This is a genomic window from Prevotella sp., from assembly GCF_051059605.1.
GTDB lineage: Bacteria > Bacteroidota > Bacteroidia > Bacteroidales > Bacteroidaceae > Prevotella.
The window spans coordinates 2,088,678-2,102,230 of the sequence record NZ_CP050883.1; the positions used below are offsets into that span (position 1 = coordinate 2,088,678).

Below are 13,553 nucleotides of genomic sequence, written 5' to 3' on the forward strand. Positions count from 1 at the left end.
TACACCGCCAAAAATACAAAATTATTTTGATATTCCGAAATCTGCCTGCTGCTGTTCTACCTCTTTAAGCATTTTTTCTTTCTCCTTAGCAGATAATACTGTACCATTATGCTTTTCGGTTATGCTAGATGAATTATCGGAGTTTTTCTTATTTAACTGCTGTACAAAGCAGAAACTACCTTCATAAGGAACAGACTGAATATCGAGTTCGGCAGGAACTGGTGCATGCGTACCTGGGAACTGGACCTCTGCACGAATATGAATTTTACCTGCTTTACGTGTTGAACGCAACAAAATAGGAGCTGAGCCCCACTCTACAGCACGTGGGTTGGCATTTATTGTGCCGTCATCTATAATGCTACCTTCTCCAGTAACGGTAAACTTAACATCTTCTTTTGCCAGACGACGCACGTTACCATTATCATCAGTAACCTCTGCCACAACAACAACGAAGTCGGAACCATCAGCAACCAAAGGTTTTCCCATTGTGTCTGCATAGAGACGAAGACGAGTGCTGCGACGTGAAGGCATTTGGCGTGATGTGCAAACAACTTTACCATCAACAATACCTTGTGCGACCATATTCACTTTCTGCCAGTTCTTCTTCACATAACTATAGTTACGAGCTTCAAAGAAGTTCCATGCGCCCTTGAATATCACAGGAGCAGAATACTGCTGATTATGAACAACAGGCAATGTCCAACTCTTTTCACCATCATATAAACTAAGGCGTACACTGTCGCAATTTGAGAATACAACGACATCACTATCCGAGAACGGAGTCATCTCATTAGCTATATTCACAACTGGTTTGCTTCCCAAAGTCTCATACATAGCGGCTGCATATTTTGGTTGACGGAAAGCATCAAAGTCACCACCCCAATACGGATCTGGATGATAGCCTCGCTGATGATCAAAAGGATGCCACTGTGCACCACCTATAAACTGACTGGTTGAAGTAAACATCTCACCTGTTGTCTTAGCTAGTGACAAAGCCTGAACAAGTTGAGGATGCTCTCCCCAGCTACGACTTGCGCGATTTATACAGTTATGAGCGTACCAATCATCAACAATTTCACCAAACTCACGTGTAAAGATACATTGACGTGGACTATTTGGCTTTAAGTCATCACCAGGCCAACCATATACAACATCGTAATGATCACGTACTCCCTCTGAATTTAAATCAGCGGCAGCAGCCGGACGATATGGGTAAGGGTATTCGTCTCTAGTAATCTGCAATGATTTCAAAGAGAATTCAAGTGGATAGTGGGTCTCATTAAGTATCGGTTCCCACATAAGCACAGAAGGATGATTTCTGTCGCGTCTTATTATATGATGAGTATTATCCAATACACGATTTTCAAAGATTGAATCCTTATTCCAGAATTGCCAACCTGGAGTAGCTACGATAACAAATATGCCCAATTCGTCGCATGCGTCCATGAACGAAGGATCCTGCGGATAATGAGCTGTTCGGATAATATTGAATCCACAATTCTTTAATCTCATCACGTCACGCCACTGCTGACTATTTGGGACTGCATTACCTACATAAGCAAAGTCCTGATGACGATTACCACCTATAAGTTTACGATATTTCTTGCCATTAAGCCAGAAACCATCCTTTCCACGAAACTCTATAGAACGGATTCCTATCTTTGTCATTCCACCGTCAAGAGTCTTTGAACCTTCCTTCACACGTGTAACAAGATTATAAAGATATGGACTTTCAGGCGACCATAGTTTAGGATTGCGCAAAGATATCTTTTGAGAAACACTCTTCTGTCCAGCAGGAATAACGATTCCTTCATGTACTCGTTTAATTACCTTACCACAAGAATCAACAAGCGTGTTCTCAATATTTAAATGACGTACCTTGTTTGAAACGTTCCTCACATTAACATCGATTATTACATCAGCTGAATGTGTTGATATATTAGCATAATGAACAAATATACCAGCATCACGCCTATCTTCTGCAAGCGGACTTGTAATAAACACATCGTTTTTAGCAATTAGCCATACATCACGGTATATTCCACCATGATAAGCAAAATCCAAGGCATACTGTGGTTTACCTGGAGGATAATTCTTATCATCTGAATTATCAGCCATCACAGCAACAACACAACTATCACCCTTGTGAAGTCCGAATTTATCAAGATCTACTATTATTGGAAGATAACCACCAAAATGTGTAGTAGCTAATTTTCCATTGATATATACATCTTGCTTACCCATTATCGCCTCAAAATATATTTCACTGCGATTGGCTGGTACTACAAAATGCTTTCTATACCATGCCTTTCCTTGATAGTTGCGACATCCACTAGCCTCAGCTGGTTCGAGTTTCACACAGTGCGGAGTTGAAACAACTTCCCAACCGCTATCATTAAAGTTTACTGATTCGGCATTGGCTACATCACCAAGACAAAAGCGCCATTCAGGATTAAAATTCCACACTTGACGTCCCTGTGAAACAATAGGGAAAAGTCCATCAACAGACGTGTCGTTCTTTGCCAAACAAGTAGTGAATGACAATATTGCGACAAACAATAATATTATTTTCTTCATACTAAACATTTTCTTACCAATTATCCGTACGGAAAGAACTTACCGGCAAACCATCATGAAACAAGTCGCCTACAGCCCAATCATGAAATGCATATCTCACTGCAACGGGATGCTTTACTTCGTCACTCTTTACATATACCTGATTGCGTGAAATCCAAGCCTTTGCGGGATGAAAAACTTTGTCGGCTCCGGCAACTTCAAACAAGTCACTTGACGTAGAATTATTGAAATATACCCATTCACGACTGCGACTAAACGAAACAACAGCGGTGTCGCCATCAAACTTCACTCCGCTATAAGCAGCAAATTCAGGAAGTCCGTTCACATTATATGTATTCTTCAAAGCAAGCATGGCAAGACGTTCGCCCGCCTCACGCTTCTTACGTGGATGAATACCATATTGCAAACCTGCATCCATTAATACAGCCATGCGACAATTATCAACATTGTTTTCTACCATAGACTGCTGCTCACGCAGATATGCACTGTTGTAATTCCAGTTGATTAAAGAATAATCGTATGGAGCTATCTGGCAGTAGTAGAAAGGAAAAGATCCTTCTTTCCATTCATTTCTCCATCCACTTACCATCTTCTGCATAAGAGCAGAATAAGAAGATGCACGATTTACATTGTCCTCTCCCTGATACCATATCACACCACGCATCGTGAAACCTATCAGCGGACGCAACATTCCATTATATAAAGCTGTAGGACAACGTTGTGCCAACTTATCAACATCCTTTTCATTTGTTGGCAACTTCACATCAGGAAATGCCTTTAACCAATCAGAAGACATCCATGCCTCACAAGCGCTGCCACCCCATGAGGTTACAATAAGTCCTACAGGAATACGTAAACTCTTACGCAACATTGAACCGAAATAATATGCCGTTGCACTGAACTGGCGTATTGTCTCAGCATCTGCAGCATTCCATTTTCCCTGCAATGTATCTACAGCCTGCAAACGGGCATTGCGACTGACCGTGAACAAGCGCAAGTCTTTGTCAGCTCCAGTAATTAGTTCATGTAATGCCCCATCAACAGGTTGTGCCTTAAATCCCTTCATCGGCATTTCCATATTACTCTGTCCACTACATATCCAAACCTCTCCGATTAGGATATTATGCAATGTAAGTGCCTTACCATCAGAAAGACTTATATCATAAGGACCACCGGCATCAGGAGTACTGATCTTCAATTTCCATTTCCCGTCATCTCCTACTTTCACCTTGTAAGTCTTACCATTCCATGACGTAGTAATCTTTACTGTTTTTAATGCATCGGCAGTTCCCCATATATTACAATCAGAATTGCGTTGCATGACCATATTGTCGCCAAACATGTGCGGCAATTTGATTTCTGCTTTCATAACCATGGCAGACAATGTCATTGCCACGCCAACAAGTAGTCTGTTGTATTTCATATATATTTTAGTATTTTAATTCCACAGGTCCAATAAGTCCTGCATTCAGTAGTTTATCATCTTTCATTCTATACGGCGCATTAGTCCAGATGCCTGAAAACGGAGGATTTCCGATATCATTTCCACGCAAGGCGTTAGCCCATGTGTTAGTAACTATTATCTTGATAACATTATCGCCTTTTCTCAGAGCTTTAGTAACATCCACCTCATAAGGTGACGTCCATGCCACACCACAATCTACATCATTTACGAATACATGCGCAATATCACATACTTTTCCTAAAGATAACGTTGCATTCTGTCCTTTTAGTATATCACATCGCAAATGAGTTGAATATTCTGCAGAACCACTATAATATCGTATTTTGGCATTATCAGAAATACTCCAATCGTTAGGAATATTTGTTTTTACATTAATTCCCGTCGCATCAAAAGTCAACTGCCAATCACCGTTTACATTCACGACTTTATCATATACTGGCAACTTGGATAATGTTGTCGACTGAACATGATGAGGAAATATGACGAATACAGAACCATGAGATGGCAATGTAATTTCTACATTTGCAAAACCGTTATCCATGCTACATGATGAAGGACTGAAATAAATATCTTTCTGTGCATCATACAACATACATCCCTTTATATCAGTTTGTCGCATAATGGCATTGAATGTCATAATACGAGCAAACTGATTACTCAGAAAGTAGATATCATCACCGCTTTTTGCTTTCACATGATTAAAGGCGATACCATTAGGCAACACGATATCCCTTGGAATACCAGCTGATTTAAATGTGTCATCTGTGTAAGGAACGTCTATCACTGTAACTCCACTCTTACGAAGTTCCTTTATTCTATCAGCGATAACTTTTGAATACCCTGAAAACGAAGGTGTCATCTTTGTCTTTCCCGGCATAACCAATATACCATAACTTATGTCACCAGGCATTACGATACGCCCGTCAACGATTTTAGCATTCAAAAGAGCATCACTGTTCATTGAATCATAATGATATCCACGTAACGGATTTATCCAGTCATTTAAATTCATTATTCCCGAAGCATGCACCACTCCGACAGGACTTTCCTCAATAGGTTGGTTTTTATTCTCCAATCGTCTACGTTCTGATTCTACACGCTCATAGCCAAACAATCCTGGAAGAATATCAACAAGACGGTCGGGAGTGAAAGAGCGCGATGGCATTTCCTCACCTGTAAACACAGCAATATCCACAACTGGCGTACCGCTCTGCAACATTTTCTGGCACCTATTGATATAATCTACCAATGCACCAGACTCATGATACCAAGTATTATCACGCTGGAAGAAAAGTCCTATTCCATCAAGTGTCATACCAGGTTTTCTGTCAGTCCAAGGATTATGGGTATTTACATGAAAGAACAATTTATTCATGCCTAACGCAAAGTTATGATCAAGAAGCGGTTTTATCATCGCTGGCGTTTCATTCCATACGCCTCTAACCTCTGTAAATCCTTCAGCTTGAACTATCGGTTTTCCATATATGTGAGCACCGCTTATTGCATCAAGCATATCACTAGGTTTATCATGAGTTGGGGAATTTAGCCAGAACTCGCCCATAGGAACATCTGAATATTTATAATGTTCAAGACCATCGGCAACAAATGTAGGAGCGATGCTCTCATGACTTATCTTGCGTCCGTGTTGATGTGCGTATTTTTCTATTGTTTTGAAAAAGATTTCATTAACAAGATCATTCTGCGTGCTTCTTATATCACGCAATACTCTTTCGCTTTGAGCGGCACTCTCCAAAGGTATTCCTGCCATTACCGGAAGCCAATCAATAAGATTATAACCTCGGCGTGACTTGAATTCCCTCGCAAATTGATATCCCCAGTTTTGAGTTCCACATTCCCAACTGTCTACATGAAGATATTTCACTACTGAAGAATGACTGCGTGAAAGGAAAAGTGAATACCAATTATCTAATAGTTTATTTACTGCAGATGATGAAAACTTGTCTACTTCCAAACCCTTTCCGCCTCCTGCTGTGGCATTCATCTGCCCAGTAGAAGTATGTCCCATGCGCAATATGCGCCATGTTCCATTTGGAAGTTTTCCAACTACACGTCCATTATTCAATTTTAATCTTATTATATCTGACTTTTTTATGCAATCCTCATCAGGCACTTCATCTTTCGTTGTTTCAGGAGCCACCAACCATGTGAATCCAGCTTTGCCACGCCATTGCGAAATAACTGGAGACAAACCGAAATTCACCGACTTTAATTTAAAGTTTGGTTTCCATTTTGCTGCATCCAAATCTTCGCTTCCTGGTTCTGTTCCGTCTGGACTCCATTCCAGTCTTACAAATTTTCCAGAAACAGGACTTATCGCATAAGTAAAACCATATCCAGTACTTTGCCAACCTTGTCTAGCAGGTTGAAGTTGTGAAGCCAACTTAAACTCATTTCCATCATCAGACACCATAACCTTTACACGCTGACATTGAATATTGTTTCCCGAAGGTATAATATCAATACTGCGCAAAGTCACTTTTCTACCCAGATTATATTCTATCCAACAAGATTTGGAAGCATTAAAACTACCATTCGGATTTACAACCAAATTATCAGAATGAGACACAACAACAGGTTTCACTTTTGTTGTATCGTATTTCACGGGCAATGCAAATGCGGCTATATCTTTATAATAGTCCATGTATGCCTCTGGGCGAACTAATTTTATATGATCAGATGATGATGAATTAACAGATATGATTGTATCACTCCACACAACTTTCTGCATACTCTCGGCTGGAGATATGCACGGAGCACCGGCAAGAGCAAAACCATCACAAATATGAATACCCATATCAAGACCAAGTGAATCGGCTTGTGAAAAAGAATAATCCACCATCTGCCAGAATTTAGGTGATAACTGTGTAGCATCCCCATTAAACTCAGGTTTGTCTGCCACTCCACGTATAGGCATCAGATAGCAACCGCCAAGTCCGATGTCTTTCATTCCCTTTAAATCCTCATGTATTCCTGCTTTAGACACTGCACCATACATCCAGTACCAGAATGTCCAAGGACGAGAATCGCCATAGACAGAAACTGCTACAAGAAAGGAAATCAATATGGTATATACTAATCTTTTCATTCGAATTTGAATGTTGCTGTTGTTGACATACTGCCACTGCTCCACACTGGTTGTGCAGAAGGACCATTAAGGTCTGTACAGTTTACCTTATTTCTCACTGCCGGAATCACTCGAAGTAATGATATTCCTGTCTGCGGCAAAGTATATAACAGTTCATCCCTGCCATCACGTGGCTGATAAACGCCTACAAAACTGTTACTATCGTTGATTATTCCTATTCGTCCTTCGGTTGTGTTAATCTGCATCCATGTTACATTTGAGAAATATCCCTTGAACTCAGGATACTCAAAACTCTCGCCTGGTATAGGGTCATTATATTTATTCTGCCATAAATTATATTGAGGTCCTTGCATTCTGTTCTGCCATACGCGATAAGGTCCGTCACCAACCCATTGCTTACTCTTCACGTTTTGTTCTGGATAATCAAACATGAGTCCCATCAAGTCAACAACTCCACCAAAACTGTAATTTGCATTCATCTCTACGCTTCCACCAGAAATGAAACGCCATTTCACTTCATTAAGCGAGCCATGAGCATATTTCACTGTAAGTACATTACCTCTCATTTCAATACTCTGCAAAGTTCCTTGGTCGTTATAAAGAGTATATTGAGTCTTTTTCTTTTCGGCTTCCTTATCATCATGGTTATAAAACTGGTCGAAACTGCGATCGCTGCGTCTTGCGGCAACAAAGCGAGGACCATTTGCAAATGATATTTTTCTATCACCAACAGCTACCCCTTTTAAGAGTCCGTCAAGTCGTGAGAATGTATAGGTACGACCTTCAGAATTTATAATCAAATTATCTTTCGTCGAGTCAACCTTGCAAGTGTTTACATTCACACGAGCGGCGTTATTCACGTTCTGTTTAAAGTCCCATGTAAATAGTTCGTTTCCATGATTATCAACGGCTTTCACCTCTATCACATCGGCTTTTTTCCAACCGTCGGGTAATATTATATAAGCTGTATCACCAGGATTTGCATTTGGAGACACAAGACTACCTGCTGAGTTTGTTTTCACATCAGAAGAACCCAACATAGGCATTTCTAAATATTTATAAGAGAAGTGGCAATCACGAAGATTTGTGAAGTTATAACTATTCACAACCTGCAATCTGGTTCCAGACAAAGACACAGCTACAGGACTCCACACCTGTTTAACGGTATAATAAGAACCTTCCTTTTCGAAGTGTGGTCCTACGATTCCGTCAGCGCCGAAGTTTCCCATGCAGTCAACCATATTATTTTTGTCTGTACGCACCACTCCCTCATCGGCTAAATCCCATAAGAATCCACCTGCACATCTTGGGTTTGCCATCATCATCTTCCAATAGTCGGCAAGTCCGGCACCGTGTCCACCATCATATAATCCATGAAGAAACTCTGTAGGCATGAATATCTCCTTCTGGCGCATGTATTCCTCTGTTTCACCATAAGAGCGATAATGCTTTGTCTCAAATCCGTTTCTGTTAGCCCACGGATATATCACAACGCGTTTCTGAATATCCCAACGTGAGAATTCTGGTTCTAGTTCATAATTAAAACCACCTTCATTTCCATTGCTCCAGAATATGATACTTGGATGATTTTCATCGCGCGTCACCATTTCCTTCACTAGCTGCTGACCTATGATAGTCTCATGAGCATAATGCCATCCACTAAGTTCGCTTTCGACATATAGTCCAAGAGAATCACATGCATCAAGAAATTCCGGATCAGCAGGATAATGGCTCAATCTCACAGCATTCATGTTCATGCTCTTGATAAGTTTCACGTCTTCTATATTCTTCGCCTTACTCAACGTTCGTCCACTTTCAGGACGGAATGAATGACGGTTTACGCCCTTGAATATTACTTTATTTCCATTGATGTAAACACCATCAGATTGGCGATACTGAATCGTACGGAAACCAAACTTCTGCTTCTCACGATGAATGACATGATTATTTGAATCCATCAGAGAAAACTCTGCTGTATAAATGTTTGGCGTTTCGGCAGTCCATAGTTTTGGATTGGATGTCTTGAAATCAAAATGCGCTACATCTCCCCTTACTTCTGCCACACTTTCACCGATTGAATTTATCTTCACCTTAACTTTTGCTCCATTAAGAGCATGGTTAAGAAAACAATCAGCCTTGAACACTCCGTTCATATCGGCATCAATAGCTACTCTAGCAATATTATAAGATGGTTTGGCAACGACAAAGACTGGACGGAAAATTCCGCCAAAGTTCCAATAATCAGCACGTCTTTCTGCCATATTTACTTGTGAGTTAGCACTTTCCTTACTCACCTCTACCTCTAGAGTATTCTTATGTTTATCTAAGAAAATGCGATCGCTGACATCAAATATAAAGCGATAGAATCCACCCTGATGCAATCCGCTACCGGCTTTTCGCCCGTTAATGGTTACTTTTGCATCTGTCATCACAGCTTCAAACACAAGCTCAATCTGTTTTCCTTCCCATGACTTCGGAAGGTTAAATTCATATTTATAAAGTCCTTTTTCGTTTGCGATGCCTTCAGGATTTGCAACTCCATAGAATCGCATACCGTATTGATAAGTGCCAAAGCCTTGCAACTCCCAACAAGACGGAACTCCAATCTTTGTCCATTTGCCAGAATTACGTCCATTGGTACATAAGAAATCCCACTTCACCATATCGTCACAACCATGTCCCGACAGATACATTCGTTGTGTATCAACATCGCTTTGAGCCAATGTTGCCAACGTTACAAAGAAAAACACTATATAAGTTGCAAACCTTTTCATATCATTACCTATTTATTATAAGACTCAAAACTCCCGTTTTTGTCTATAACAAAGAGCGAAAAAGTAATGCAATTATATGATTAATAAATTATAAAAGCTGAAAAAAAATTGCCTAATAATCAATTATAACATCGAGCTAACGTTGTTTTACAAGTAGAATGCTCATAATATAAGTGAGATAAGCTACTGATCCGCAAAAAAGAATCTAAGGAAATGATAAATCTATTGCAAAAATGATATAAATTCGCAATTCATTAAAATATTTATCGCTCTCATCTGTCTTAATCTATAGAAAGCTATTTATAATATTAAAAATGATAGGGCAAATGATACAACTTTATTTTGCAGTAGGTGCTATATTCGTTATTTATCTGGTAACGAACTCATTTAAGAAAAAGGAAAAAAACAATAGAATAATATCTATCGACGATAAGAAGTGTGCTCGATGTAACAGCTGTATAACACACTGTCCAAACGGTGTACTTAAAATGGAACCTGAGGAAGGAAAGGACATGCATGTAATTGTGAAAAATCCAAATCAATGTACGGCATGCCAACATTGCATAAAAAGTTGTAACTTTGGAGCCATCAGACTGATTGATAAGATACAGTTATCTTCAACGCAAGAAAAAATTCAATTTGATAATAAACATTAATATATAAACATTATGAAATCTTATTTTAAACATTCACTTTGGCATTTTTTAGGCTTTTTGGGCTTCGCAACCGTATTTTCTGCTATTGTCATGTTGCTTTGGAATTGGTTGATGCCAACTATTTTCGGACTTTCATGCATTAGTCTTTGGCAGGCATTCGGTCTGTTGGTTCTTTCGCGACTTTTGTTTGGATCATTTCCTGGCGGTTGGATGGCAAGAAAAGAGATGGCAAGATATCGCCATCATCCCTTATATGATAAATGGGCTAGGATGAACGAGAAAGAACGTGAAGAATTTATTAAAAATAGACACCACGGTTTCCACGGTTATCCTTTTGGGCAAGGACATTCTCATAGCGAAAACAACAGTGAGCAATAACTCGAATCAAAAGAATCTAAAAGAGTGGATTGTAAAATACACCCCGAGATTAAAATCGTTTATTAGAGGGCGAGTATCAAGTCGTGATGATGCGGATGATATTTTGCAGGATGTGTTTTATCAATTGGCAAAAAAAATGGATAATGCCATGAACCCGATTGAAAACACCTCTGCATGGCTGTATCGTGTCACGCAAAATATGATCATCAATGCCGAAACGAAAAAGAAGGAAGTCAGGATGCCGGTTTTTCAGGAAGACGAAGATCAAAATGTGCTGGAAGAAATATCGGGGCTACTGTTTCACGAAGTGGAAGACGAAGACTCTCCTGAAACGAAATATCTGCGTTCACTGGTATGGACGGAACTTGAAAACGCATTGGCAGAATTACCTACCGAACAACGTGAGATTTTTGAGCTTACTGAGCTGGACGGCGTTCCTGTGAAAGAAATTTCAAAGACCATCGGCGTACCGGTCAATACATTGCTTTCGCGCAAACATTACGCAATCGTTTATCTGCGAAAGCGTTTGCAAACGATCTACAACGATTTGATCTCCACATAAAAGCAAAAAATAGAATAATAGAATTAAAACAATAAAGATGAATAGTATCGAAGTTAAAAACTTTACAAAGAAATTCGGTGATTTCGTAGCGGTAGACAATATCTCATTCGAAGTGGAAGAAGGGAGCATTTTCGGATTCCTTGGTCCCAATGGAGCGGGTAAGAGTACCACTATCAACACGCTATGCACCATTCAGGAAAAGACATCGGGCGATATGAAAATAAATGGGTTAGACGTAAGCACGCAGATGGCTCAGGTAAGAAACAACATAGGTATTGTCTTTCAGGAGCCAACGCTTGATGAAAAGCTTACCATAGAAGAGAATCTGAAACTGCATTGTGATTTTTATAATGTACCGAAGAAAGAAGTAAAATCACGTATCGACTTTGTACTCGACCTGGTCGACCTTGAACAAAGACGCAATTCGCCGGTCAAGAATCTTTCAGGAGGCATGAAACGCCGTGCCGAGATTGCCCGCGGTTTGGTGCATTTCCCCAAAGTATTGTTTTTGGACGAACCAACTACCGGTCTCGATCCGCAAACACGCTCCAACGTGTGGGAATATATTTACAAACTACAAAAAGAAAAGAAAATTACCATATTTCTTACCACACACTATATGGAAGAAGCTGAGATATGCAATAAAATCGCGATTATTGATAAAGGAAAAATCATTGCGTTCGACACACCGTTCAATCTGAAAAAACAATACACTTCAACGGTTATGAGGTTGGAATCAGATCAACCCGAAATGATTGTCGGTTTTCTTGATCAGCATCACATGAAATATAAAAAGGATGGCGATTTTGTTATGGTCAACATCAATGATTACGATGATTTCCTAAAAATCCTGTCTGCCAACAAACAATATATCAAAGACCTCGAAGTTAAGAAAGGATCACTCAACGACGTATTTTTAAACATCACAGGAAAGGAGATTAGAGAATCATGAGAGCCATTTTAGCCATCTTAAATAGAAACTTATTGAAACTTGTGCGCGATAGAATGCGCCTGTTTATGAATCTGTTCATGTCTGTTATCATGCTTTTTGTCTTTTCATTTGTAATGAAGAGCACTGCTGTAGGCATTGCCAACCCTATGAATTATTTGATTGCAGGTATCATCATCATGACTGTTTTCCAAATTGCTTTGAATAATTCCATGAACATCCTCGATGATATTTCAAGCGGTTTCATGAAAGAAATTCTGGTAGCGCCCATCTCGCGGTGGCAGATAGCCATTGGGCATATGTTATCGTCTACCGTTATCTCTGTTATTCAGGGACTTATTATCGTAATCATCGGTCTGTTTATGGGACTAGATCTCGATGCGGTTCACGGACTCGATATGATTCTCATTATGATTTTAGCCGGACTCACATTCAGTGCTTTGGGATTATATCTGGCAACAATTACACGTGAATCGAGCAATTTTCAGCTACTGGTCACCATCATATCATTCCCCCTCACGTTCTTGTCCGGAGCCTACATTCCGACATTTGCATTACCCAAATTTATGCTTCCCATCGTCCTACTAAATCCCTTGACATACACCACGGCTCTGTTTCGAGAAGTTACATTGAAGATGGATCATTTATCGGTAGCAGAACAGGTAAAAAATGGTATAGCGTTTCAAGTGGGCAGTTTCACTATCATGCCGTGGATGAGCTTTGTCATAATTATGGTTATTTGCATGATCTTCCTGATGCTAAGTGTAAAGCAATTTTCCAAAGCCGATTTTTCAAGAATCAAAATATTTAAGCACGGGCATTAATCATTCAAAATTATATTTTACCGCAAAGTCTGAATCAAAGAATCCATGCATCAATCTACAAAGAACTGTAGACATCCAACTCTCTTTGTTTTAATGCATAGACAACAATAAAGCCATCGTTCTGTAGCAGAATGATGGCTTCTCTTCATTTGTCCCTATAATACTATTTTAAATGAGTTTGACGAATTAGATATGCTGTACTAATTTTAAACTTCATCTTTTATTTTTATTATTCTTATATGATTAGTAAATTATAAAAGCA

The 13,553-nt window shown here is 39.5% G+C and carries 9 protein-coding genes; 5 read left to right on the forward strand and 4 right to left on the reverse strand.

Features of this window, described 5'->3' with window-relative positions:
* Positions 1–21: 21 nt before the first annotated feature.
* From HEQ28_RS08250 to HEQ28_RS08265, 4 genes are read right to left on the reverse strand one after another with little or no spacing between them, the layout of a single operon-like run.
* A complete protein-coding gene (locus HEQ28_RS08250) occupies positions 22–2,577 on the reverse strand; it encodes a glycoside hydrolase family 2 protein (protein ID WP_434501790.1) in 2,556 nt (851 codons plus the stop codon).
* 13 nt (positions 2,578–2,590) lie between these two features.
* The gene (locus HEQ28_RS08255; protein WP_434501791.1) at positions 2,591–4,000 is read right to left on the reverse strand and encodes a sialate O-acetylesterase; all 1,410 of its coding nucleotides are present in this window, start codon (positions 3,998–4,000) and stop codon (positions 2,591–2,593) included.
* A 7-nt stretch (positions 4,001–4,007) separates the two neighbouring features.
* Positions 4,008–7,148: a glycosyl hydrolase gene (locus tag HEQ28_RS08260; RefSeq protein ID WP_434501792.1), complete on the reverse strand. Its 3,141-nt coding sequence runs from the start codon at positions 7,146–7,148 to the stop codon at positions 4,008–4,010.
* Positions 7,145–9,922 carry a glycoside hydrolase family 2 protein gene (locus tag HEQ28_RS08265; protein ID WP_434501793.1) on the reverse strand — a complete coding sequence of 926 codons (2,778 nt, stop codon included), beginning with the start codon at positions 9,920–9,922 and terminating at the stop codon, positions 7,145–7,147. The genes HEQ28_RS08260 and HEQ28_RS08265 overlap by 4 nt, the downstream gene beginning before the upstream one ends.
* A gap of 326 nt (positions 9,923–10,248) precedes the next feature.
* Between HEQ28_RS08265 and HEQ28_RS08270 the strand changes: the two genes are divergently transcribed.
* The 5 genes from HEQ28_RS08270 to HEQ28_RS08290 are packed head-to-tail and all read left to right on the forward strand — an operon-like array spanning position 10,249 to position 13,291.
* Positions 10,249–10,578 (forward strand): 4Fe-4S dicluster domain-containing protein, encoded by a 330-nt coding sequence (locus tag HEQ28_RS08270; protein ID WP_434501794.1) that lies wholly within the window; start codon positions 10,249–10,251, stop codon positions 10,576–10,578.
* Positions 10,579–10,590: 12 nt separating this feature from the next.
* Positions 10,591–10,956, forward strand: a complete 366-nt coding sequence (locus HEQ28_RS08275) for a hypothetical protein (RefSeq protein ID WP_434501795.1) — start codon at positions 10,591–10,593, stop codon at positions 10,954–10,956.
* Positions 10,946–11,518 (forward strand): RNA polymerase sigma factor, encoded by a 573-nt coding sequence (locus tag HEQ28_RS08280; RefSeq protein ID WP_434504442.1) that lies wholly within the window; start codon positions 10,946–10,948, stop codon positions 11,516–11,518. The genes HEQ28_RS08275 and HEQ28_RS08280 overlap by 11 nt, the downstream gene beginning before the upstream one ends.
* A 37-nt stretch (positions 11,519–11,555) precedes the next feature.
* Entirely contained in the window at positions 11,556–12,470 is a 915-nt protein-coding gene (locus tag HEQ28_RS08285; protein ID WP_434501796.1) for an ABC transporter ATP-binding protein, read from the forward strand.
* Complete coding sequence (locus HEQ28_RS08290; RefSeq protein WP_434501797.1) at positions 12,467–13,291, forward strand: ABC transporter permease; 825 nt, start codon at positions 12,467–12,469, stop codon at positions 13,289–13,291. Before HEQ28_RS08285 ends, HEQ28_RS08290 begins: the two co-directional genes overlap by 4 nt.
* Positions 13,292–13,553 lie beyond the last annotated feature (262 nt).

What these genes read in the sequence shown, in the direction of transcription:
- HEQ28_RS08285 (WP_434501796.1), top strand. Translation starts at nt 11,556, where the DNA reads ATGAATAGTATCGAAGTTAAAAACTTTACAAAGAAATTCGGTGATTTC.
- HEQ28_RS08270 (WP_434501794.1), top strand. Translation starts at nt 10,249, where the DNA reads ATGATACAACTTTATTTTGCAGTAGGTGCTATATTCGTTATTTATCTG.
- HEQ28_RS08275 (WP_434501795.1), top strand. Translation starts at nt 10,591, where the DNA reads ATGAAATCTTATTTTAAACATTCACTTTGGCATTTTTTAGGCTTTTTG.
- HEQ28_RS08255 (WP_434501791.1), bottom strand. Translation starts at nt 4,000, where the DNA reads ATGAAATACAACAGACTACTTGTTGGCGTGGCAATGACATTGTCTGCC.
- HEQ28_RS08250 (WP_434501790.1), bottom strand. Translation starts at nt 2,577, where the DNA reads ATGAAGAAAATAATATTATTGTTTGTCGCAATATTGTCATTCACTACT.
- HEQ28_RS08265 (WP_434501793.1), bottom strand. Translation starts at nt 9,922, where the DNA reads ATGAAAAGGTTTGCAACTTATATAGTGTTTTTCTTTGTAACGTTGGCA.
- HEQ28_RS08260 (WP_434501792.1), bottom strand. Translation starts at nt 7,148, where the DNA reads ATGAAAAGATTAGTATATACCATATTGATTTCCTTTCTTGTAGCAGTT.
- HEQ28_RS08290 (WP_434501797.1), top strand. Translation starts at nt 12,467, where the DNA reads ATGAGAGCCATTTTAGCCATCTTAAATAGAAACTTATTGAAACTTGTG.